This window comes from Bradyrhizobium sp. 2S1 (assembly GCF_011516625.5).
Classification (GTDB): Bacteria; Pseudomonadota; Alphaproteobacteria; order Rhizobiales; family Xanthobacteraceae; genus Bradyrhizobium; species Bradyrhizobium septentrionale.
On the sequence record NZ_CP147717.1, the window covers coordinates 569,592 to 588,677 of the forward strand.

27 protein-coding genes and 1 pseudogene are annotated in these 19,086 nt (G+C 63.9%); 18 read left to right on the forward strand and 10 right to left on the reverse strand.

Going from position 1 to position 19,086, the window contains the following annotated elements; all coding sequences use genetic code 11:
- Positions 1-15 precede the first annotated feature (15 nt).
- The 3 genes from HAP54_RS02700 to HAP54_RS02710 are packed head-to-tail and all read left to right on the forward strand — an operon-like array spanning position 16 to position 2,496.
- A complete protein-coding gene (locus HAP54_RS02700; RefSeq protein WP_166298665.1) occupies positions 16-1,443 on the forward strand; it encodes an FAD-binding oxidoreductase in 1,428 nt (475 codons plus the stop codon).
- Positions 1,444-1,457: 14 nt separating this feature from the next.
- On the forward strand, positions 1,458-1,895 hold the full coding sequence (locus HAP54_RS02705; RefSeq protein WP_166298666.1) for a GNAT family acetyltransferase: 438 nt from the start codon (positions 1,458-1,460) through the stop codon (positions 1,893-1,895).
- Positions 1,896-1,914: 19 nt separating this feature from the next.
- Positions 1,915-2,496, forward strand: a complete 582-nt coding sequence (locus HAP54_RS02710; protein ID WP_029084066.1) for a GDP-mannose pyrophosphatase — start codon at positions 1,915-1,917, stop codon at positions 2,494-2,496.
- Positions 2,497-2,549: 53 nt separating this feature from the next.
- Here HAP54_RS02710 and HAP54_RS02715 read toward each other — a convergent pair whose 3' ends face one another.
- Positions 2,550-2,990, reverse strand: a complete 441-nt coding sequence (locus HAP54_RS02715; RefSeq protein ID WP_166298667.1) for a hypothetical protein — start codon at positions 2,988-2,990, stop codon at positions 2,550-2,552.
- A 263-nt stretch (positions 2,991-3,253) separates the two neighbouring features.
- On the opposite strand from HAP54_RS02715, the gene HAP54_RS02720 reads away from it, so the two are divergent.
- Both HAP54_RS02720 and HAP54_RS02725 read left to right on the forward strand, forming a co-directional pair.
- Entirely contained in the window at positions 3,254-3,502 is a 249-nt protein-coding gene (locus tag HAP54_RS02720) for a hypothetical protein (protein ID WP_166298668.1), read from the forward strand.
- Positions 3,503-3,651: 149 nt separating this feature from the next.
- Positions 3,652-4,344, forward strand: coding sequence for a glutathione S-transferase family protein (locus tag HAP54_RS02725; protein WP_166298669.1), 693 nt, complete (start codon positions 3,652-3,654; stop codon positions 4,342-4,344).
- A gap of 15 nt (positions 4,345-4,359) precedes the next feature.
- On the opposite strand, the gene HAP54_RS02730 is transcribed toward HAP54_RS02725, so the two are convergent.
- Positions 4,360-4,833, reverse strand: a complete 474-nt coding sequence (locus HAP54_RS02730; protein WP_166298670.1) for a hypothetical protein — start codon at positions 4,831-4,833, stop codon at positions 4,360-4,362.
- A 126-nt stretch (positions 4,834-4,959) separates the two neighbouring features.
- On the opposite strand from HAP54_RS02730, the gene HAP54_RS02735 reads away from it, so the two are divergent.
- Both HAP54_RS02735 and HAP54_RS02740 read left to right on the forward strand, forming a co-directional pair.
- Complete coding sequence (locus HAP54_RS02735; RefSeq protein ID WP_166298671.1) at positions 4,960-5,727, forward strand: SDR family NAD(P)-dependent oxidoreductase; 768 nt, start codon at positions 4,960-4,962, stop codon at positions 5,725-5,727.
- Between the two features lie 169 nt (positions 5,728-5,896).
- A complete protein-coding gene (locus tag HAP54_RS02740; RefSeq protein ID WP_166298672.1) occupies positions 5,897-6,157 on the forward strand; it encodes a helix-turn-helix domain-containing protein in 261 nt (86 codons plus the stop codon).
- Between the two features lie 7 nt (positions 6,158-6,164).
- Here HAP54_RS02740 and HAP54_RS02745 read toward each other — a convergent pair whose 3' ends face one another.
- On the reverse strand, positions 6,165-7,166 hold the full coding sequence (locus HAP54_RS02745; protein WP_224741402.1) for a hypothetical protein: 1,002 nt from the start codon (positions 7,164-7,166) through the stop codon (positions 6,165-6,167).
- A 111-nt stretch (positions 7,167-7,277) separates the two neighbouring features.
- On the opposite strand from HAP54_RS02745, the pseudogene HAP54_RS02750 reads away from it, so the two are divergent.
- Positions 7,278-7,804: pseudogene (locus HAP54_RS02750) on the forward strand (collagen-like protein).
- Positions 7,805-7,881: 77 nt separating this feature from the next.
- Here HAP54_RS02750 and HAP54_RS02755 read toward each other — a convergent pair.
- From HAP54_RS02755 to HAP54_RS02765, 3 genes are all read right to left on the reverse strand, one after another.
- Entirely contained in the window at positions 7,882-8,295 is a 414-nt protein-coding gene (locus HAP54_RS02755; protein ID WP_166298673.1) for a hypothetical protein, read from the reverse strand.
- 76 nt (positions 8,296-8,371) lie between these two features.
- Entirely contained in the window at positions 8,372-8,599 is a 228-nt protein-coding gene (locus HAP54_RS02760; RefSeq protein WP_166298674.1) for a hypothetical protein, read from the reverse strand.
- A gap of 88 nt (positions 8,600-8,687) precedes the next feature.
- Positions 8,688-8,954 carry a DUF2277 domain-containing protein gene (locus HAP54_RS02765; protein ID WP_166298675.1) on the reverse strand — a complete coding sequence of 89 codons (267 nt, stop codon included), beginning with the start codon at positions 8,952-8,954 and terminating at the stop codon, positions 8,688-8,690.
- Between the two features lie 120 nt (positions 8,955-9,074).
- Between HAP54_RS02765 and HAP54_RS02770 the strand changes: the two genes are divergently transcribed.
- Positions 9,075-9,320: a DUF2188 domain-containing protein gene (locus HAP54_RS02770; protein WP_029084053.1), complete on the forward strand. Its 246-nt coding sequence runs from the start codon at positions 9,075-9,077 to the stop codon at positions 9,318-9,320.
- 14 nt (positions 9,321-9,334) lie between these two features.
- On the opposite strand, the gene HAP54_RS02775 is transcribed toward HAP54_RS02770, so the two are convergent.
- Positions 9,335-10,021 (reverse strand): ArsR/SmtB family transcription factor, encoded by a 687-nt coding sequence (locus tag HAP54_RS02775; protein ID WP_175619352.1) that lies wholly within the window; start codon positions 10,019-10,021, stop codon positions 9,335-9,337.
- A 139-nt stretch (positions 10,022-10,160) separates the two neighbouring features.
- Between HAP54_RS02775 and HAP54_RS02780 the strand changes: the two genes are divergently transcribed.
- The 5 genes from HAP54_RS02780 (at position 10,161) to HAP54_RS02800 (ending at position 13,202) form a co-directional block, all read left to right on the forward strand.
- Entirely contained in the window at positions 10,161-10,562 is a 402-nt protein-coding gene (locus tag HAP54_RS02780; RefSeq protein WP_175619353.1) for a nuclear transport factor 2 family protein, read from the forward strand.
- 113 nt (positions 10,563-10,675) lie between these two features.
- Positions 10,676-11,737, forward strand: a complete 1,062-nt coding sequence (locus HAP54_RS02785; RefSeq protein WP_166298678.1) for an alpha/beta fold hydrolase — start codon at positions 10,676-10,678, stop codon at positions 11,735-11,737.
- 16 nt (positions 11,738-11,753) lie between these two features.
- The gene (locus tag HAP54_RS02790) at positions 11,754-12,101 is read left to right on the forward strand and encodes an MmcQ/YjbR family DNA-binding protein (protein ID WP_166298679.1); all 348 of its coding nucleotides are present in this window, start codon (positions 11,754-11,756) and stop codon (positions 12,099-12,101) included.
- Between the two features lie 153 nt (positions 12,102-12,254).
- Entirely contained in the window at positions 12,255-12,608 is a 354-nt protein-coding gene (locus tag HAP54_RS02795; RefSeq protein WP_166298680.1) for a hypothetical protein, read from the forward strand.
- 168 nt (positions 12,609-12,776) lie between these two features.
- Complete coding sequence (locus HAP54_RS02800; RefSeq protein WP_224741401.1) at positions 12,777-13,202, forward strand: hypothetical protein; 426 nt, start codon at positions 12,777-12,779, stop codon at positions 13,200-13,202.
- A gap of 97 nt (positions 13,203-13,299) precedes the next feature.
- Here the strand turns inward: HAP54_RS02800 and bfr are convergent, their stop codons facing one another.
- Both bfr and HAP54_RS02810 read right to left on the reverse strand, forming a co-directional pair.
- The gene (gene bfr, locus HAP54_RS02805; protein ID WP_029084046.1) at positions 13,300-13,788 is read right to left on the reverse strand and encodes a bacterioferritin; all 489 of its coding nucleotides are present in this window, start codon (positions 13,786-13,788) and stop codon (positions 13,300-13,302) included.
- Between the two features lie 190 nt (positions 13,789-13,978).
- The gene (locus HAP54_RS02810) at positions 13,979-14,254 is read right to left on the reverse strand and encodes a (2Fe-2S)-binding protein (RefSeq protein ID WP_166307330.1); all 276 of its coding nucleotides are present in this window, start codon (positions 14,252-14,254) and stop codon (positions 13,979-13,981) included.
- Between the two features lie 351 nt (positions 14,255-14,605).
- Here HAP54_RS02810 and HAP54_RS02815 point away from each other — a divergent pair, with 351 nt between their 5' ends.
- Positions 14,606-14,929 (forward strand): hypothetical protein, encoded by a 324-nt coding sequence (locus HAP54_RS02815; RefSeq protein ID WP_166298681.1) that lies wholly within the window; start codon positions 14,606-14,608, stop codon positions 14,927-14,929.
- 237 nt (positions 14,930-15,166) lie between these two features.
- Positions 15,167-15,451, forward strand: a complete 285-nt coding sequence (locus tag HAP54_RS02820) for a hypothetical protein (protein ID WP_029084043.1) — start codon at positions 15,167-15,169, stop codon at positions 15,449-15,451.
- A gap of 156 nt (positions 15,452-15,607) precedes the next feature.
- On the opposite strand, the gene HAP54_RS02825 is transcribed toward HAP54_RS02820, so the two are convergent.
- Positions 15,608-16,840: a lytic murein transglycosylase gene (locus HAP54_RS02825; protein WP_175619354.1), complete on the reverse strand. Its 1,233-nt coding sequence runs from the start codon at positions 16,838-16,840 to the stop codon at positions 15,608-15,610.
- A gap of 83 nt (positions 16,841-16,923) precedes the next feature.
- Here HAP54_RS02825 and HAP54_RS02830 point away from each other — a divergent pair, with 83 nt between their 5' ends.
- Together HAP54_RS02830 and HAP54_RS02835 are read left to right on the forward strand one after the other, a co-directional pair.
- Positions 16,924-18,015: a toll/interleukin-1 receptor domain-containing protein gene (locus tag HAP54_RS02830; protein WP_166298682.1), complete on the forward strand. Its 1,092-nt coding sequence runs from the start codon at positions 16,924-16,926 to the stop codon at positions 18,013-18,015.
- A gap of 112 nt (positions 18,016-18,127) precedes the next feature.
- Positions 18,128-19,074 (forward strand): IS630 family transposase gene (locus HAP54_RS02835; RefSeq protein WP_166293531.1). Its coding sequence is split into 2 segments (ribosomal slippage): positions 18,128-18,467 and positions 18,467-19,074, totalling 948 coding nucleotides; the frame shifts between segments, so codons are not numbered across the junction.
- The last annotated feature ends 12 nt before the right edge of the window (positions 19,075-19,086 follow it).

Sequence of the window (19,086 nt, forward strand, 5' to 3'; positions counted from 1 at the left end):
AAAGACCAAGAAAAAATGAACATCGTCCAATCAGCGGTGCCGCCGCTTCCGCCCGAATTGCTTGCAAAATTCCGCGCCATCGTCGGTGAGAAATATGCGGTGACCGACGCCGCCGACATCAAGCCTTACGTCACCGAGGAGCGCGACCTGTTCCAGGGCCGCTCACCGCTGGTGCTGCGCCCCGGCTCGACCGCCGAGGTCGCTGCGATCTGCAAGCTTGCGACCGAACACAAGATCGCGCTGGTGCCGCAGGGCGGCAACACCGGCCTGGTCGGCGGCCAGACACCGCATAATGGCGAGGTGGTGGTGTCGCTGCGGCGCCTCGACAAGATCCGCGACATCGACGTCGAATCCAACACCATGACCTGCGAGGCCGGCGTGGTGCTGCAAATCGCGCAGCAGAAGGCCAGCGAAGTCGATCGGCTGTTCCCGCTGTCGCTCGGCGCCGAAGGCAGCTGCACCATCGGCGGCAACCTCTCAACCAATGCCGGCGGCACCACGGCGCTCGCCTATGGCGTGGCCCGCGAAATGGCGCTCGGGCTCGAAGTCGTGCTGGCCGACGGCCGCGTGCTGAACGCGCTGTCGAAGCTGAAGAAAGACAACACCGGCTACGATTTGCGCAACCTGTTCATCGGCGCCGAGGGCACGCTCGGCATCATCACCGCGGCGACGTTAAAACTGTTTCCGCGGCCGCGCGCGATCGAGACCGCCTATGTCGGCCTGAAGTCGCCGGCGGCGGCGCTCAAATTGCTGTCGATCTCGCGCAACGAGGCGGCAGGCAGCCTGACGAGCTTCGAACTGCTCGCCGACGTCGCGGTCGATTTCTCGATCCGCCACGGCATCGATATCCGCGATCCGCTCGAGAGCAAGCACCCCTGGTACGTGCTGATGGAATTGTCGTCGTCGCGCGACGACGCGCGCGACACGCTGGAGGCGATCCTCGCCCAGGGCATGGAGGACGGCATCGTCGATGACGCCGTCATCGCGGCCAATTTGAGCCAGCGCCAGGCGTTCTGGAAACTGCGCGACGAGATGTCGGCGGCGCAGAAGCCGGAGGGCGGCTCGATCAAGCACGACATCTCGGTGCCGGTGGCGGCCGTGCCCGCCTTCATCGAGGAGGCCAATGCGGCGGTCGTGAAGCTGATCCCGGGCGCGCGGCCGGTGCCGTTCGGCCATCTCGGCGACGGCAACATCCACTACAATGTCAGCCAGCCGGTCGGCGCCAATGCGGCCGACTTCCTGGAGCGCTGGCACGACGTCAACGCCGTGGTGTTCGAGATCGTGCTGCGGATGGGCGGCTCGATCTCGGCCGAGCACGGCATCGGCGTGCTCAAGCGCGACGAACTGCCCGACGTCAAGGACAAGGTCGCGATCGAGCTGATGCGGCAGGTCAAGGCGATGCTCGATCCGCTCGGCATCATGAATCCGGGCAAGGTGCTGTGACCGCGCAGGCGACGATGCCCTCCCTCGCCATTGCTCCGATTGCCGATGCCGACGTCGCCGACGTCGTCGCACTGTGGCAGGCGTGCGGCCTGACGCGGCCGTGGAACGATCCCTCAGCCGACATCGCGCTGGCGCGCCGCGGACCGAGTTCGGCCGTGCTGGTCGGCCGCGACGCCGGCGCGATCGTCGCAACCGCGATGGTCGGCCATGACGGCCATCGCGGCTGGGTCTATTACGTCGCGGTCGACCCTCGCCGCCAGGGCAAGGGGCTTGGCCGCACCATGATGCAGGCGGTCGAGGACTGGCTACGCCAGGCCGGCGTGCCGAAGCTGCAATTGCTGGTGCGGCGGGAGAACGCCAAGGCCAGCGCATTCTACCAGACGCTCGGCTACGAGGAGTCGACCTCGGTCATGCTGGCGAAATGGCTCGACGGCCGCGAAGCGACGCCGTAAGGGAGTTGAAGGGTCACGCATGAGCATCGCCGACCGCGTTCGCGTCAAGGACGTCCGCGTCCTCTCCAAGGCCCGTTATCTGCTCACCAGCACTACGTTCGACTACCGCCGCCGCAATGGCGAGTGGCAGACCCAGGTCCGCGAAAGCTATGACCGCGGCAACGGCGCGGTGCTATTGCCCTACAATCTGAAGACCCGCAGCGTCGTGCTGGTGCGGCAGTTCCGCTATCCCGCTTTCGCCAACGGCTATGACGATCTCCTGATCGAGGCCGCCGCCGGCATGCTCGACGACGCCGCGCCGGAGGCACGCATTCGCGCCGAGGCGGAGGAAGAGATCGGCTACCGGCTCGACCACGTGCGGAAGGTGTTCGAAGCCTTCATGACGCCGGGCGCAGTGACCGAGAAGCTGCATTTCTTCGTCGCCGAATACGACGCTGCGATGCGCATTGGCGAAGGCGGCGGACTCGCCGACGAGGGCGAGGACATCGAGGTGCTCGAACTCTCGATCGACGACGCGCTCGCCATGATCGGCGACGGCCGCATCGTCGATGCCAAGACCATCATGCTGCTGCAATACGCGGCGCTGCATCTGTTCAGGTGAACGCCCTCCGTCCCGGCCGGTGCCGGGACAGCATCGCACGCGCACTCAATGCTCTACCGCATCGTGATCGCAAGGCCGCTCAGATCGGCATTGGCCATCAGACCGACCTGGTGGCCGGTCAATTCGAGCACCGCGCCTTTCTGATTGGTCAGCACGATCGCGCGGGCGCCGCGGCCGACCGCAAGCCCCGCGCCCGCTGCGCCGTAGACGCCGACAACGTCGGACGGACGGTTGATGTTGCTGACGCGGCCGCGCAGCACCGTCTTGGAGCCGCCGAACACCAGACCGTAGTCGAGACCGCCGGTCGAGAGCGCATAGGAGCGGCCGCGGAAGGTCAGGACACCACTGCCGCCGGAGCCGCCGATGATCCATCCCGCCTTGTAGATCGTCAGCGTCACGAAGCCGCTGTCGGCACGGGCCGCCGAAGAGAAGGCAAGGCCGATGAACGCCATCAGCGCGACCAGCGCGGCGCGAAGGGTGGATGAAAGTTTCATGTACGGTCTCCCCAGGAGTTACTCAGCCGATTTGCTCAAATCGATTTGCACGCGTCGCGACGACGGTGCGAATCGCAACGCGCCGACTGTAGCAAGCGCATCATCCGGCGCAATTTGGCACAGCGCCGGCCGGATATTTCCGCGCAATCGGCGTTGAACCTGTTCCCGGGGTTGTAACACTCACTGCATGTCCGGGGCGATCGGCCCCAGAGCTCCACAATTGCCTTGCGGAGCGTGCATTTTTTCACACCGGAGATTTCCCCATGCGTCGTCTTGCGATTGCCTGTGCCGCCATTGCCGCCACCGTGCTTGCCGCGGCAAGCCCGGCCAGCGCCAACCCCTATCACCTGATCCGCTGGCAGGACACCGGCTTCTGCCAGATCTGGGACCAGAGCATCCCGACCACGCCGTGGCCGGCGAACTTCTCGGTCGTCAGCGAGGAATTGCCGACCTTCGATGCCGCGTTCGTCTACAAGACCGGCCTCCTGAACAACGGCACCTGCGCGTTCTGAGCCCTATTCGAACTGCGGGTGGGCAAAGGCGCGCTCGCGCCGTGCCCACCATTCCCGTTCGAACGTGAGATGGTAGGCACGCTGGCGATTTGCCCACACTGCGTTATCCTGTCGTAGAGCCCCCTGTTCAACCTTTGGGACGGTGCGACATGCTCACACTCTATTCCTACCCGCCGCTGTTCGGCGTCGCCGACAACAACGGCTACGGCTTGAAGGTGTTTGCCTTCCTAAGGCTCGCCGGCGTGCCGTTCCGCCACGAGCACATCTTCGACGCCTCGAAGGCGCCGCGCGGCCAGCTGCCCTATATCGTCGACGGCACTGACACGGTCGGCGACAGCGAGACCATCCTCGCCTGGCTCACCCGGAAATATCGCCTTTCGATTGATGCCTCGCTGACGCCGCAACAGCGAACGCAGAACTTGCTGATCACACGAATGCTCGACGACCTCTATTGGGTGATGTCGTATTCGCGCTGCAAGGACGAGCGCTACTGGCACTTGTTCCGCGATGCGTTGAAGCGAGAGCACCCGGCACTGACGGACGAGGGCCTGCTCAAGGCGAAAGAATACAATGCCCAGCGCTACTACTACCAGGGCATCGGCCGCTTCGATCCCGATGCGGCGATGGCGCGCGGCCTTGCAGATCTTGCCGCGATCGCGGCGCTGATCCCGCAGCAAGGCTATGTGCACGGCGACACGCCGACCGCGATCGATGCCGGACTCTATGGTTTCATCGCCAACATCTATTTCTACGATATCGAGACGCCGCTGAAGCAGTTCGTCGTTGCCCACGACAATATCGTGCGGCATTGCCGCGCCATCCATTCCGCCGTGAGCGCCTGACGCCCAGAGCCTTCTCTAGTGATGCTTGATCAAGGCGTCGCGGGCGGCGGCGAGTTCGAGGAATGCCGGACCGTTGCCGCCACCGTCGGGATGCACCGTCTTGGCGGCGCGCTTGAAAGCCTGATGGATTTCGTTCGCTGCAAGGGGGCGGCCAAACGGCAGGCCGAGCAATTGCCGGTACCGCTCTTCCTGAGTCAGCACCTTCGGTGTCAGGCCACGCCGGCCGAACCGCGGCGCGGACAGCGTGTGCAGCGCATCGCTGACGATGCCGAGACGGCGCAGCGCCATCGACCTGGTGCGGCGGTCGGCCGATTTCAGCGCCGCCTGGCGCAGGATCGGCAGCACCTGTGCGGCCGCATGCCGCAGCGTCTCGTCGAGGTCGGTCGCGGCGATCTCGGCGATCATCCTGGCCATCTCGCGATAGTCGGGGTCCGGCGCCGCGCAGAAGCGCTCGATCGCAACTTTCCAGTGTCTGATATGCGGGTCCATCTCCGCCGTCCGTCCTGTCATCCGAATCCGGATAACAGCAACGCGCAAACGCGGCTTGGCGTTTCGCTTGGCGCAGTTTTGAATAGTGTTGTCGACAACGCTCAAAAATCAGAACGAGGAAACGCCATGGCCCTTCTCGACAATCACATCGCCGTCATCACCGGTGCAGGCTCGGGCATCGGACGCGCCATCGCGCTGGGCTACGGCCGCGAGGGTGCGCGTGTCGTGCTGCTCGACATGAACGGCGATGCGGCGGCGGAAGCGGCCAGGGAAATCCGCAGCGCCGGCGGCAAGGCGGAGAGCTTTGTGCTCGACGTGACCGATCGCGACGCCTGCATCGCGATGGCGAAGCAGGTGGCCGACAAGGTCGGAGCCGTCTCGATCCTGGTCAACAACGCCGGCATCGCGCGCCGCAACGGCATGCTCGGCACTGAGGAGGCCGTGATCAAGGATTGGGAAGACATCATCTCGATCAATCTCACCGGCGTCTTCAACGTGACGCATTCCTTCCTCGCGCCGCTGCGCAAGAACAAGGGACGCATCGTCAATATCGGTTCGATCCAGTCCTTCGTGCATCTGCGCACGCCGAGCTCGCCGGCCTATACCGCCTCCAAGCATGGCGTGCTCGGCTTCACCAAGGCGCTGGCCGCCGAGCTCGGCAAGGATGGCGTGCGCGTCAATGCGATCGGCCCCGGCTTCATCGAGACGCCGCTCAACGAGAAGGTGCGCGCCACCAATCCCGACCTGGTCAAGGTCTTCGTGGACCACACCCCGCTCGGCCGCGCCGGCAAGCCGGAGGACATCGTCGGCCCAGCGATCTTCCTCGCCTCGGACCTGTCGGCCTACGTCTCGGGATCGATCGTGATGGTCGATGGCGGTTACCGGACATTGTGACGGATGGAACCGCAATCGTGGCGATTTCTAGGTATTTTGCTTACAGAGCAGGGAGTTAGGTGGATATTAAGGACTTGTTAACCAAACCGGCACACCGTGGATATACGGGGTAGTTGTTTCTCGATGTCTTCGCTTCACCGACGAAGCGGGCGTTGATCGGGAGGAGTACATGTCCTACGCGTCCACCGTGCCGTCGCCGGAAGTTATGCTGCCGTCGCTGGCTCCAAATGAAATCGTTCCACTTCTGATCGGCGCGACCGTCGATGAAGTCGAGCGGGAACTCGTGCTGCAGACGCTCGCGCGCTGCGACGGCAACCGCACCCGCGCCGCCCGCGTGCTCGGGCTATCGGTCCGGACCTTGCGGAACAAGATCCGCGAATATTCCGCCGAAGGCATCGACGTGCCGTTGAGCGAGCACGCCGCAGCCTGAGTGGACTTTAGATCAGGTCGATCACAAGGCGCCGCCAGCGCGACAACAGCTGGCGGTCATCGTCACCGAGACAGCGTGCGAGATGCACGTCGGTCGTCGCTGTCAGTTGCAGCGTCCGGGCGACCAGTGCGGTCGCATAGTCCCAATAGAAGCGGCGGCCGATCGGGTCCGCCGCGACCAGGGATTTTGCGAGGATCTCGACATAGATCGCGGTCGTGGCCTGGTGCCACAGCAGACCTGCGCGCATCTCCGCAGAGGGCGCGCCGGTCCGTGCCTGCCACATCAGCCAGTAGCTCTCCTCTCCTGCTGCCCAATCCGATGACGGCAGGGACGGATAGAGGCACGGCGAGCAGCATGCAAGCGGCCGCATCGTGCGCGCGTCGCAGAACACGGAATAGCCGAGCCTGTCATACCAGCTGACGCGTAGCAATCTGCGGAGCTCGGCCTGTTCATCCGCCTCGAGTTGCCGCCTGCCCACTCGTTCGAGATCGGCGATGATCGTTTGCAGGCGGTCACGATCGAACGGCTCGACTTCGAGCACCACGCCGATGTTGCGCGGAAACAGCGCATCGAGCATGCCGACCATCTGGCGATAGAACGCGTGCGCCAGGCCGCCGCCGCGCCACGCCGTCCCGATGCCGACATGGTTGCAATAGATCAAATCGCTTGCATGATCATAAGTGAAGAAGCCGAGCCCGATCGCACGCTCGGCGGCGCGGAGGATGAAGCAGCGCGAGTCGAGCCGATAGGACATCTTGCGGCCGCCGACGCTGAAATCCCGCCGCTCGCCGACATCATCCGACAGCAGCCAGCGCACCATGTCGTCAGCGCTGTCGCGCTCACTTGCGGGAAACAGCTCCTCATAGAGATCGAGCACGCCCGTGCTGCGAAAGCTCGCTTCGTCAAGCACATCGCGTCGCGTTACGACAATGTCGAGCGGTTGCGGTCCTTCGCCCGCGGCCTCGCCGTGCCTGTCGTTCGGAAACCGCAACCCGCCCTCCGTTGTCATATGCACATGGAATTATGACTGTTGATCGCTTGCATCCGTGCGGACGGGCAGAATTGAAGCCGTCGTCCAACCTCTGTTACAAGCGGCTTCACATCGCGACGGAGCATATCAGTGGCTGACGAAACAACTTCCCGCCAGGGGTCACGAGGAGCGCAGGGGCCGCAGGGTCGTCAGGGCGAGCCGGGACGGCCCGGTCCGCAAGGACATCCGGGCCGGCCGGGGCCGGAAGGTGTGCGCGGCAAGCCCGGTCCGCAGGGCAAGGCCGGAGCGGTCGGAAAGCCAGGCCCGCAGGGCAAGCCGGGAGCGCAGGGCAAGGCGGGCGTGCAGGGTCCGCGTGGCGAAGCCGGTCCGCAGGGGTCGCAGGGTCCGGCCGGCCCGCGTGGGAAGCCGGCCCGCCCGGACAATTGCCGTCGATCGAGCAGGTGATGCCGTGGCTGCACATGATCTTCGACGCCTGGGAAGACTACAAGCGCACCAAGGAGCACGAAGCCGCTGAGCTCGCCGAGCGCGATGCCGCCGAGCGCGCCGCCGCGGAGGCGATCGCGCTTGACGTCGATGCGATCGACTTCGCGGAAGATGACGACGAAAACGACGACCACAAGAAAAAGAAGAAGCACCGCAAGAAGGACAAGAAGTAACCGTTCCTGTCTCAAGAGCGTTTTCGAGCGAAGTGGACGCCGGTTCGCGTGAAGGAAACGCGTCAAGACAAAAAGCTCTATCCGCGCGGGCACTCCTTGTAACCGAAGCGGTCGATGATCATCGCGCCCGGGATCGCGTGGAATTCCAGCGTGTCCATGTAGTGGTGCGCGAGGATGTATTGCCGCAGCGCAGGCTTGTAGGCGTCCAGCATCCGCTGGGTCGACATCGCATTGATGTTGCGCTGACGGTCATGGCCGGCATGAAACAACAGCGTCGCGCTGCGCTCGACGCAGACGTTGCGCAGCCCCAGGAACAGCGTGCAGTTCGACTGGCAATGCCCCTTGATGCGGAACAGCTCGCCGGAGGCGTTGGCGCGATCGATCTCGGGCTGGAATTTCGCGATCCAGCCGCCCATGCCGTAGCCTTCGGACGTGCCGGCAAAAGCAGCTGACCACGTCAGCGCGACGACGAGCGCGATGATGATGCGCATGGTGCCCCCTCAGGTCGCAACAAACAACGCCCGTTGCAGCCGGTTTGCAAGGGTGACGCCCTGTGTGACGCCCTGTTTATCGCTCCGGGTCCGGATTGGCCGGGGGATCGGGGGGCCGGACGAGGTGCATGAGCTGGAAAACCCAGCGCATCGCGTAGTACCAGGCAACGCCGGCGAACGCCCCGCAGACCGACAGGATGATGACGTTGGCAAGGTCGATCGTCCCGCTCGACCACAGCATGCCGCTCGTCCACAGGACGGCGAACGCGATCGAGCAGAGGGCGAGCAGGACGGCAGGCTTCATCGTGTTGCTCCGGGGCCGGGATGAACGGCAAATCATGCCCCGGGGGTGGACGCCGTACCGTGACCTGCATCACGGACTGGCGATGGCCTCAGCCGAACCGCAGGCGCGAACGCTCCCTCGCCTTCTCCGCCTCCACCTCGCGATCGCGGGTGGGCGCCGCGGTCTGCAACGAGATCAGGAGCTTGCGCGCGGCGTCCGAGACCTCGGTCACCGCAAGATTGAAGGCAGCCTCATTGGACTGCGACGGCCTGTTAAAGCCGGACAGCTTGCGCACGAATTGCAGCGCGGAGGCGCGGATTTCGTCCTCGGTGGCGGGCGGCTCGAAGTTGAACAGCGTCTTGATATTGCGGCACATGTCGGTCTCCCTCGCCCGCAGCAGCGGGGCGGCTCTCTCAAAGACGATCGGCTGCTGCAAAATACGACATCGTGGGCTATTCTGGCAGCCTCATCGTCCCACGGCGCAGCGAGGTTCCGGATGAGCCACGTGATCTACAAGGTCGTCCAGCACGATGGCGGCTGGGCCTATACCGTCAACGGGGTGTTCTCGGAACCGTTTCCAACCCATGCCGCGGCGCTTGCCGCGGCCCGGCGCGCCGCCAATGAGCAACGTGTTCCCGGGCGCACCGAGGCGATTCAGTATGAGACGTCGGACGGCAAATGGCTGACCGAAACCGCCGCCGGCAACGACCGCCCGGAGACCGAGGTTGAAGACGGGCGCTAATTTGCTTCCGCGGCTCAGAACGGAACCTGCACGCCAAGCCGATCGAAGAACGCCCGTCCCCGGTCGGTGATCCGCAACGCCCGCGGAATCCGATGCGGCGCAACGCCGCGCATCTCGACCAGCCGCGCCAGCACGGCATTGGCGAAGGGACCGGCGAGATGGGGTACGCGCTCGGTCCAGTCGTTGCAAAGCCGCAGATGCGGCTGCCGCGCAGGATCGAAATCGATCTCTTCGGCCCGACACCAGGCCAGCCCCTGCTCGGTCACGCGACCATCGCGGCCGTCGATGACGACAAGCCGACGGCGGATCAGCGCATTGGACAACAGCACCCCGAGCTGGCCCGCAAGGTGATGGTAGCAGGTGCGAGATTGCCTGAGCTGCTCGGCCGGCATCGCACGCCGGCGCCCCGTGCTCTTTGCGGCGAGATCGACGAGGTTCTCGATCAGCGCCGCGACATCGTCGTCCCTGATCCGGTAATATCTGAACCTGCCCTGCGCCCATACCGAGAGTACGCGCGCGTCCACCAGCTTCTGCAGATGCGCGCTGGCGCCTTGCGGCGAAATGCCGGCAACCGCGGCAAGCTCGCCGGCCGGCAGCGCCTTGCCGTCGGCCAGCGCGCTGACCATGGCCTCGCGCACCGGATCGCCCAACGCCTCGGCGATCTGCGAAAATCCCGTCTGCACCGATTGGGATGATCCCACCGCATCGTCCTCCGTATCGGACCGGAAGGTCCTACAAGCATTCGCAAGGCCGCGAAACTCATTTCAGATTTTCCTGAAACGTCGCGGCCGCCTGATCCGGTCAGATCGGTGCCGTTCAACGAAGCGCAAGGGAACAATCATGACGGCCAACAGCACCGACGCGGAACGCATCTACAGGCTCTGGGATGAAGCCCTCGGCAACAAGGACCTCGAGGCGGCACTGGCGCTTTACGCATCCGACGCCTCGATCGAGAGCCCCTTGGTTCAGCACCTGATGCAGACCAGGGATGGGACCGTCCGCGGCCGTGACGCGCTGCGCGAGTTCATCACCCGCGTGTTCCGCACCAACCCGCCGCAGCGCCGCCGCTTCAAGCAGGGCTTCTTCAGCGACGGCCGGATCCTCACCTGGGAATATCCGCGGCAATCGCCCGACGGCGATCAGATGGATCTCGTCGAGATCATGGAAATCGAGAATGGCTTGATCCAGCGCCATCGTGTGTATTGGGGATGGTATGCGCTGAACGTGCTGAAGGCGAGTTAGCCGGACACATCTTCGCCAGTTCCGCGCCGCGCAGCTCTCGGACATCGCTTTCCGTCATGCTAGGCTTGCGGCCAAGCGGCTGGACAAACGTGCCGCGCGTGGGAAGAAGCATGATGTTCCGTTGGTGCGCGGCGCTTGTGGCCGCTTTCGTCTCGATGTCGGCAATGGCCATGGCTGCAGATTATCCCGCCCCGCAGGATGGCGAGTGGATCGCGAAGGACTTCAGGTTTCACAGCGGCGAAGTGATGCCGGAACTGCGGCTGCACTACACCACGCTCGGCGCACCGACCGGACAGCCGGTGCTGGTGCTGCACGGTTCCGGCGGCTCGGCCGCCAGCATGCTGACGCCGACCTTTGCCGGCCAGCTGTTCGGCCCGGGCCAGCCGCTCGATGCGTCGAAATACTACATCATCATTCCGGACGGCATCGGGCACGGCAAATCCTCGAAGCCGTCGGATGCGATGCGGACCAGCTTTCCGAAATACGACTACAACGACATGGTCGATGCGCAGTACCGGCTCGTCACCGAGGGGCTCGGCATCAAGCATCTGCGGCTCGTGATCGGCAACTCGATGGGCGGCATGCACACCTGGATCTGGGGCGTGCGCTATCCGCAGATGATGGACATTCTGGTACCGATGGCCTCGCAGCCATCAGCGATGGCCGCGCGCAACTGGATCCTGCGGCGGACCATGCTGGAAACAATCCGCAGCGATCCCGACTACAATGGCGGCAACTACACCAGCCAGCCGCGGATGATGAAATACGCCATCGCGGCCTATCGCTTCGCGAGCGCCGGCGGCACGCTCGGCTATCAGACGCTGGCGCCATCGGCACCGCAGGCCGACAAGATGGTCGATGACCAGTTGGCCCTGCCGGTCACGGCTGACGCCAACGACTACATCTACCAGTGGGAGGCCTCGCACGATTATGATCCGTCCACCGGGATGGAGAAGATCGATGCCACCCTGCTCGCGATCAACGCTGCCGACGATGAACGCAATCCACCGGAGACCGGCGTCACCGAGGCCGCGGTGAAGCGGATCGGGAACGGCAAGATCTATCTGATCCCGGCGAGCACCGAGACGCGCGGCCACCTCACGACCGGCGACGCCAAATTCTATTCCAGGCAATTGCAGGAATTGCTGCAGACCGCGCCGCAACACGCGACGTAGCGATCGAGGTCAGGCGATGTCGGCAAATGGCTTCCGTCGCGTTGCGCTGAGCCTGCCCGAGGTGGTCGAAGGCGCGCATCACGGCCACGCCGATTTCCGTGTCGGCAAACGCATCTTCGCAACGCTCGGCTATCCCGACCAGGATTGGGGCATGGTGAAGCTGACGCCGGAGCAACAAGCGATGGTGGTCGAGGCCGAGCCGGAGATCTTCCGGCCGGTGCCGGGCGGCTGGGGCAAAAGCGGCAGCACCAACGTCCGTCTGGCGAAAGCCGATCAGGTCACGCTGCGCAGCGCGCTCAGCATGGCCCGGGACAATATCGCGGTGAAGCCCGCGAAGAAGGCGCGCGCGAAGACAGCATCCTGAGCGCAGCGACCTCGCACCGCATCAAGCCGTGCCGCGTTGCTTCGCTCATTCTTTGAGCATGCATCTCGCGTGCGGTTCGTGCCTAATCGCGCAAGCATCGGATTCGCGCACGACCCGCGCGGGTGACGCAGAAGTTTTCGCCGGAGGAAGGCAATGCGAAGGCTCACGCATATCGCGGTGCTTGGGTGGCTCGCCATGATGGCGGGCGCTGCGCTGGCTTTCGACAACGGTCAATACGAGAACGTGCCGCCGGATATCCGCGCCTGGTTCAAGAGCGTGATCGCACCGAATGGCGTGCCGTGCTGCGACATCTCCGACGGCCATCGCACTAGTTACGACGTTCGGGGCGGCGCCTATTGGGTGCCGATCGAGGGCGAATGGATGATGGTGCCGGGACGCGCCGTGATCCGCGATCGCGGCAATCCGGTCGGCGAAGCCGTGGTGTGGTACGTGCATCACCGCGGCGGCATCATCATCAGCTGCTTCGTTCCTGCCGATGCGGTCTGACAGCCCCCGCCGGCTGCGCCGCGCGACGGCGCGATCAGATCGCGCCAATTTGAAACATTTACCTCCTGTTAACCTTACTTTTTAACCAATAATTAAGGATGAGTTTGCCGGCGCAATGCGGCCCGTCCTAGCGTCCGCACAATGCTCCGTAACCGATTGGTGCGTGCCATGGCTTATCGAACAATGGCGTATCGAACTTATGGGGCGCTGATTGCGTCCTTTGGCGTTGCAGCGCTGCTGCTTGCTTCCTCAACCGAGACCTATGCGAGATCCGGGACGGCGCCGCGCGGCACGTTTAGCTCGCACCATCCGGCCTTCCGCCATCACCTGCGCGTGCCCGGCATCGTCCTGCCGGATGCGGGCGGATATTATGATGGCGCCGCCGGCGTGCCCTTCGCCGCCGAGGTCCCCCCTCCGGTCTCGAACGACGTTCGCTACACCTACACCCAGGACGTGCCCTGGGATTGGGCGCATCGATATCCGCCCGCCGTGGTGCCGTCGGATCGCCCCTATGTGTCGAGCTGCCCGACGGAGAGCGTCACGGTGCCCGGGCGCGGTGGCGACCGTACCATCAACATCATCAGGTGCTACTGACCGGCGCCGCTGCAATCGGAAGCGCGAAAGCAAAAGACGCCGCCCGCAAGGACGGCCTCTCGCAGTTTAGGAGCCGCTCTCCGAGCGACGGAGGCGATCAGGACTCCTCGCCCTTCAGATGACCGACGTGCTTCTGGGTGTAGAGCTCAAGACCGATGCGCTTGATCAGGTCGAGCTGGGTCTCGAGGAAGTCGATGTGGTCTTCCTCGTCCTTCATCAGCTTCTCGAACAGGTCGCGGCTGACGTAATCCTTGACGCCGTGGCAGTAGGTCGCCGCCTCCTGATAGAGCGTACGGGCGCCGATCTCGGCGGCCAGATCGCACTCGATGATCTCCTTGACGTCCTGGCCGATCTTCAGGGGATCGAGCACCTGCAGGTTCGGGAAGCCGTCGAGGAACAGGATGCGATCGACGAACTTGTCGGCGTGCTCCATCTCCTCGATGGACTCCTTGCGCCAGACCTTGGCCATCTCCAGGAGGCCCCAATTGTTGAGCATCCGGTAGTGCAGCCAGTACTGATTGATGGCGGTCAGTTCGCTGCGCAGCCCCTTGTTCAGATAATCAATGACCTTCGGGTCGCCTTGCATGATCCACTCCACCTGTCGCGGCCAACGCTGGCCGGTATGAATTTAGAATGTTTCTAAATCAGATCGCCGGCAAGAGCAACCCTGCGCAGAAGCGGCGCGTGGATAACCGGATTCGGGTGGAATTGCCGTGCGCATTCGCGCGAAGCGGAAGCCGGCTCGCGCGAAGAAAACGCGTCGAAAAAAGGCAGCTTTAGCAGGCCGCGAGCGCCAATTCGGCCGGCTCGGCGTCGTCCTCGTTGGCAGCATGCGGATGGCCGGCGTGGGGGCAGCCGGCGCAGCAGGCCTTGGCGCAGGGACCGAGCGCCTCGTCGATGATCGCCTTGATGGTGCGCGCGCAGCGGCCGCATTCGGCACTGCAGCCGAGGCAGCCATAGACCTGCTTGGCATTTCGTGTCACGGGCCCGCCGGCGCTCACGGCATTGCGGACATCGTGGTCGCTGAGGACGTTACAGGAACAGACAATCATCGGAGAAGGCGGGTCCATCGGTGATGCTTGACAATATGGATATTGTCGCCCCCGGCGGGATGCAAAAGGAAAAAGCAGTTCTTGTAGCAATTCCAAACTGATGCGGGATTCATATTGGAACGAGTCTAAATCGAAACTGGGGTCCGCAGCGGAATCGGGGCGGTTTGTGGCTCAATTCCCGCTCCAGCGCCTGGCTCGGTTTGTGCGCTGCAAGAAACTCAAATGACTGCAGGGATTCGGTCGCGATTGCGGCGGCCTCGTTCATTGATCATTCAAGCGGAATGTGGAACCCTTGAGCTCGACAGATTGCTTGCATACGCTGTCCTCGGCTCCCGTGAGAAAGGTCATGCCATGAAGAAGACATTGCTGGCGCTCGGCGCCGCCGCCACCCTGGCGATTTCGGCTGTGGCGATGCCCGCCCCGGCCCAGGCACAACGCGGTGTCGCCGCCGGCGTCGCCGCGGGATTGATCGGTGGCGCCATCGTCGGCGGCGCGATCGCATCGCAGAACGGCTACTACGGTCCGGGATATGCGCCCGGCTACTACGCGCCCGGTTACGCGCCCGGTCCGGCCTATGTCGCCGAGCCCGGCTACGGTCCCGATTGTGTCTGGCAGCGCCAGCGATTCTGGGACGGCTACAGCTGGCGCGTGCGCAGGGTCCGCGTTTGCGACTGATCGCCGTTCATCTCGATTAAATCGAACCAGATGTCCCGGAAAACCGACTGTTCTCCGGGACGCCTGCTGTTGAAGGCCAGAAAAAACCGCTTTTCTGCGCGATGAGCCTGCGGACGTTTACTTTCGGTTGACTGTTCTGCGCTGTTTAGCAAGACAGCAGTTCGAGATCAGCGTGCTGAGTCACCCAAGCCCGGCGTCGAATCAAGACGCCACCACCTTTCCAGGAGAGCCAAAGACATGAAGAAGACTTTAGCTGCCCTTGTTGCCGTTACCACGATTGCCGGTTCGCTGGCGGTTGCTCCGGCTGCCAAGGCTGGTGACGGCGGCGCCGTCGCGGCCGGCGTTGCCGGCGGCCTGATCGGCGGCGCCCTGCTGGGCGGCGCGATTGCAGGCGCCCGTCCGGCCCCGGTCTATGTTGCGCCGGCGCCGACTTACGTCGAAGAAGCTCCGTGCCGCTGGGTTCGCGAGCGGTTCTGGGACGGCTACGGCTGGCGCTTCCGTCGCATCCAGGTTTGCGACTGATCGATCGACGGGCTATCTGCATCATCCTCGGAAACCCGGCCTCACGGCCGGGTTTTTGTTTTCTGGAGCGTTTTCGAGCGAAGCCTGTCCCGCACTTGATGCGGGATGGACACCGGTTCGCGCGAAGAAAACGCGTCAAAACAAAAAGCTAGAGCCTCAGCGCGCTCCGTTCATCGCGCGCAGCACCGCCTCGCTCGGCCAGCAATCGACCTTCAGCCCGGCCTGCTTCTGATAGGCGCCGAGCGCCGCGCGGGTCTGCATCCCGGCTTTGCCGTCGAGCTTGTCCTTGTAGAGGCCGATCCGCGTCAGCTGCTGCTGCATCGCCTCGACATCGGCCGAGCGCAGCTGCTTCGAGGCCGCCCATGGCGTCGCGAAGGGCTGCGGGCTCGTCATGCGGTCGGCGAGATGACCGACGAACAGCACGTAGAGATCGGAGAAATTGTACTCCTTAATCACGAAGTAGTTCGGCGTGGTCAGGAAGGCCGGACCGTAGATACCCTCGGGCTGCAGCAGCGAGGCCGATTGCGCCTGCTCGGTAGCGTTGAGCTTCTGTCCGCGCACCGGCACGAAGCCTGCCCGCAGCCACTGGCTGATGGGCTTGGTCACCTCAGGCACGCCCATCGTGCAATCGGCACTGGCAGGCGGGGTCACCTCATAGGCCCAGCGCACGCCCGGTTGCCAACCCTTGTTGACGAGCTGCTGCGCGGCCGAGGCGAGCGCATCCGGCACTGAGTGCCAGATGTCGACCCGGCCGTCGCCGTCGAGATCGACGCCGTGCTTGTAATACTCCGACGGCAGGAACTGGGTGTAGCCGGTCGCACCCGCCCAGGACGAGCGCAGCTCCTTGCGCGTCGCCGCGCCCTCGCCGAGGATCTTCAGCGCGAGGATGAACTCGGTGCGGTACTGATCCTTGCGGCGGCCGACATAGGCCTGCGTCGCCACCACGCGCAGCGTGTCGTAGGGCAGCGAATAGCGGCCGTAGTCGGTCTCGCGGCCCCAGATCGCCAGCACGATGGTGGAGGGAACGCCGAACCGCTTCTCGATCGCATCGAGCGACGGACGATACTTCTGCAACAGCCTCTGCCCCTCCGCCGCGAGCCGCGCGATCGAGGCCTCCTTGATGTAGTCGGCCGGCACCTGGACGAACTCGGCCTGCGCCGGCGCGCCGGTCTTCGGACGTCCGGGCAGGATCAGATCGGGCAGCTTGTAGTCGGGCTCCAGCGCGCGCGTCTCGCGATCAAAGGTTTCGCGCGACACGCCGGCCTCCCTGGCTTCCGGCCACAGTGAGGCGATGAACTGCGTGAAAGCAGCGTCGGCCGCGTGTGCGGGCCGCTGCAGCGGCGCACACAGCAGCAGCGCGAATGCGGCAATGGTTGCTGGCCATTTCATGATCGATCTCATCCCGCGGAAACAGGCATTGCAATGTGAACTCGGCAATTGTTAGAATTCAATTCTGGGTGGTAAGTTTTGCCATGCGCATATTTCTGTCGTTTCCCTCCGAATTGGAATCGCAGGCTGACAGCATCGCCCAGTCGCTGCGCAATTGCGATCATGACGTTTTCTTTTCGCACGACGATCTTCCGCCGGGCGACAGTTTCGATGCGCGCGTCGAGAAAGCCATCGAAAGCAGCGATTTTATGGTGTTCCTGATCAGTCCGGAATCGGTGACCAAGGGGCGCTACACGCTGAGCGAACTCGCCTTTGCCCGGACCAAATGGCCGAATCCCAGCAACCGCGTGCTGCCGGTGATGATGGCGCCGACCCCGCTCGACCAGGTTCCAACCTATCTCAAGGCGGTCACGATCCTCGAACCGCAGGGGAGCGCCGCCGCCGAGACGCGGGCCGCGGTGGACCGGATGCTGGCGGCCGAAAGCGCGCAGTCGCGCGGCCGGCCCAGTCTGCCCTTCGTCGTGCTGGCGCTTGCATCCGCCGTCATGTGCAGCCTGATCGCAACCTATGCGCTCAACGTCATGCAATATTCGTTCGTGGTTTCCGACGCCGGCGGGATCACGATCCTGCCCGGCGTGGTCTTCGGCATGGCGGTTGCAACGTGCAACGTCATGTTTGGCGCCAGGGACCGGTTTCAGCTGGCGCTGGTGGTCGCAATCACGACGACGGCATGGATCGCGGCTTACGATGCCAGCGCCGTCACGCTTCAGGCGCTCGGCCAATATGCGAGGACCGTCCCGATCGACGGCAATGCCGCGAATTCGGCGCAGATCACCGAGACGCTCGGCAACAATCCCGACATGGGTTATCTGATCGGCGGCATCGGTGGCGCCGTCGGCGGAGCCATCACCATTCTCGGCGTGCTGCTGACCAACCCGGCGTTCAGGCGGATCGACAGCGTCGTGGTGACCTGGATCGCGGCCATCGCGGCAGGAATCATCTACGGCGCGATCGTCAGGCTGCCGACCTTGCTGGGTTGGCTGGTGCTGTTCGGCGTCTGGCAGATCGCGTTCATCCTCGCCATGGCCCGCGGATTTCCGCGCGGCGCGGCGCAGATCCCCGAATGGCTCGGCAGATCCGCGCCGGCATTGTTCGGCTCACGCGCGGCGCGGTGACGCCGCGCCGCCGTTAGCTAGAGCATTTTCCGACCGGAATGAATCGGGTGGGGATTCCCAAAACGGCGCGAGTCAGATTCAAGCTGCATGCTGGCGAGGGAGGCCAGCATGTATGGCCAGGGCGCTTTCGGTTGATCTTCGTCAAAGGGTGATAGCCGCGATTGACGGTGGCATGTCCTGTCGACAGGCTGCTGAGCGCTTTGGTGTCAGCGCGGCCAGTGCGATCCGCTGGCGCGGTCGCCTCAAGGAAGTTGGCGACATCGTTCCTAAACGCCAGGGCGGTGACCGCAAATCGCAGCGCATCGAAGCGCATTCGCAATTGATTCTGGAGGCAGTGACAGCGAAGCCGGATATCACGCTCGCCGAGTTGCGAGAACTGTTGAAACGTCGTGGAATATCGACTGGCATCGCGTCGCTCTGGCGTTTTTTCCAGCGCAGAAAGATCACACTTAAAAAAAGACAGCGCACGCCGCCGAGCAACGGCGCGGCGATATAAATGCCGCGCGTGAGGAGTGGTTCGAAGGGCAAATCGATCTTGACCCTGAGCGTCTCGTCTTCATCGACGAAACCAGCGCCAACACCAAAATGGCGCGGCTTTACGGCCGCTCGCCACGCGGCGAGCGATGTCGTGCAGCTATCCCACACGGACATTGGAAGACGACGACATTCACCGCTGGATTGCGCTCCGACGGTCTGATCGCGCCGCTTGTTCTGGACGGTCCAATGGATGGCGACGCTTTCCTGGCCTACGTCGAGCAATTGCTCGCCCCATCGCTGCGGCCGGGCGATACCGTTATCATGGACAACTTGCCCGCTCACAAGGTCCATGGCGTTCGAGAGGCCATCCGGGCGGTCGGAGCAAGCCTGCTCTATCTTCCGCCCTACAGTCCAGACTTCAACCCGATCGAAATGGCCTTCTCTAAACTGAAAGCCCTGTTGCGGGCCGCCGCAGCGCGCACCATGCCCGATCTCTGGCAAGCAATCGCCAACGCTCTCAAGCGCTTCTCACCCGAGGAATGCCAAAATTATCTCGTCGCGGCTGGTTACGACGCAACGTGATCGGAAAATGCT

Coding starts and splice junctions, on each gene's coding strand:
- HAP54_RS02700 (WP_166298665.1), top strand. CDS start 16: ATGAACATCGTCCAATCAGCGGTGCCGCCGCTTCCGCCCGAATTGCTT.
- HAP54_RS02705 (WP_166298666.1), top strand. CDS start 1,458: ATGCCCTCCCTCGCCATTGCTCCGATTGCCGATGCCGACGTCGCCGAC.
- HAP54_RS02710 (WP_029084066.1), top strand. CDS start 1,915: ATGAGCATCGCCGACCGCGTTCGCGTCAAGGACGTCCGCGTCCTCTCC.
- HAP54_RS02715 (WP_166298667.1), bottom strand. CDS start 2,990: ATGAAACTTTCATCCACCCTTCGCGCCGCGCTGGTCGCGCTGATGGCG.
- HAP54_RS02720 (WP_166298668.1), top strand. CDS start 3,254: ATGCGTCGTCTTGCGATTGCCTGTGCCGCCATTGCCGCCACCGTGCTT.
- HAP54_RS02725 (WP_166298669.1), top strand. CDS start 3,652: ATGCTCACACTCTATTCCTACCCGCCGCTGTTCGGCGTCGCCGACAAC.
- HAP54_RS02730 (WP_166298670.1), bottom strand. CDS start 4,833: ATGGACCCGCATATCAGACACTGGAAAGTTGCGATCGAGCGCTTCTGC.
- HAP54_RS02735 (WP_166298671.1), top strand. CDS start 4,960: ATGGCCCTTCTCGACAATCACATCGCCGTCATCACCGGTGCAGGCTCG.
- HAP54_RS02740 (WP_166298672.1), top strand. CDS start 5,897: ATGTCCTACGCGTCCACCGTGCCGTCGCCGGAAGTTATGCTGCCGTCG.
- HAP54_RS02745 (WP_224741402.1), bottom strand. CDS start 7,166: ATGACAACGGAGGGCGGGTTGCGGTTTCCGAACGACAGGCACGGCGAG.
- HAP54_RS02755 (WP_166298673.1), bottom strand. CDS start 8,295: ATGCGCATCATCATCGCGCTCGTCGTCGCGCTGACGTGGTCAGCTGCT.
- HAP54_RS02760 (WP_166298674.1), bottom strand. CDS start 8,599: ATGAAGCCTGCCGTCCTGCTCGCCCTCTGCTCGATCGCGTTCGCCGTC.
- HAP54_RS02765 (WP_166298675.1), bottom strand. CDS start 8,954: ATGTGCCGCAATATCAAGACGCTGTTCAACTTCGAGCCGCCCGCCACC.
- HAP54_RS02770 (WP_029084053.1), top strand. CDS start 9,075: ATGAGCCACGTGATCTACAAGGTCGTCCAGCACGATGGCGGCTGGGCC.
- HAP54_RS02780 (WP_175619353.1), top strand. CDS start 10,161: ATGACGGCCAACAGCACCGACGCGGAACGCATCTACAGGCTCTGGGAT.
- HAP54_RS02785 (WP_166298678.1), top strand. CDS start 10,676: ATGTTCCGTTGGTGCGCGGCGCTTGTGGCCGCTTTCGTCTCGATGTCG.
- HAP54_RS02790 (WP_166298679.1), top strand. CDS start 11,754: ATGTCGGCAAATGGCTTCCGTCGCGTTGCGCTGAGCCTGCCCGAGGTG.
- HAP54_RS02795 (WP_166298680.1), top strand. CDS start 12,255: ATGCGAAGGCTCACGCATATCGCGGTGCTTGGGTGGCTCGCCATGATG.
- HAP54_RS02800 (WP_224741401.1), top strand. CDS start 12,777: ATGGCTTATCGAACAATGGCGTATCGAACTTATGGGGCGCTGATTGCG.
- bfr (WP_029084046.1), bottom strand. CDS start 13,788: ATGCAAGGCGACCCGAAGGTCATTGATTATCTGAACAAGGGGCTGCGC.
- HAP54_RS02810 (WP_166307330.1), bottom strand. CDS start 14,254: ATGATTGTCTGTTCCTGTAACGTCCTCAGCGACCACGATGTCCGCAAT.
- HAP54_RS02815 (WP_166298681.1), top strand. CDS start 14,606: ATGAAGAAGACATTGCTGGCGCTCGGCGCCGCCGCCACCCTGGCGATT.
- HAP54_RS02820 (WP_029084043.1), top strand. CDS start 15,167: ATGAAGAAGACTTTAGCTGCCCTTGTTGCCGTTACCACGATTGCCGGT.
- HAP54_RS02825 (WP_175619354.1), bottom strand. CDS start 16,840: ATGAAATGGCCAGCAACCATTGCCGCATTCGCGCTGCTGCTGTGTGCG.
- HAP54_RS02830 (WP_166298682.1), top strand. CDS start 16,924: ATGCGCATATTTCTGTCGTTTCCCTCCGAATTGGAATCGCAGGCTGAC.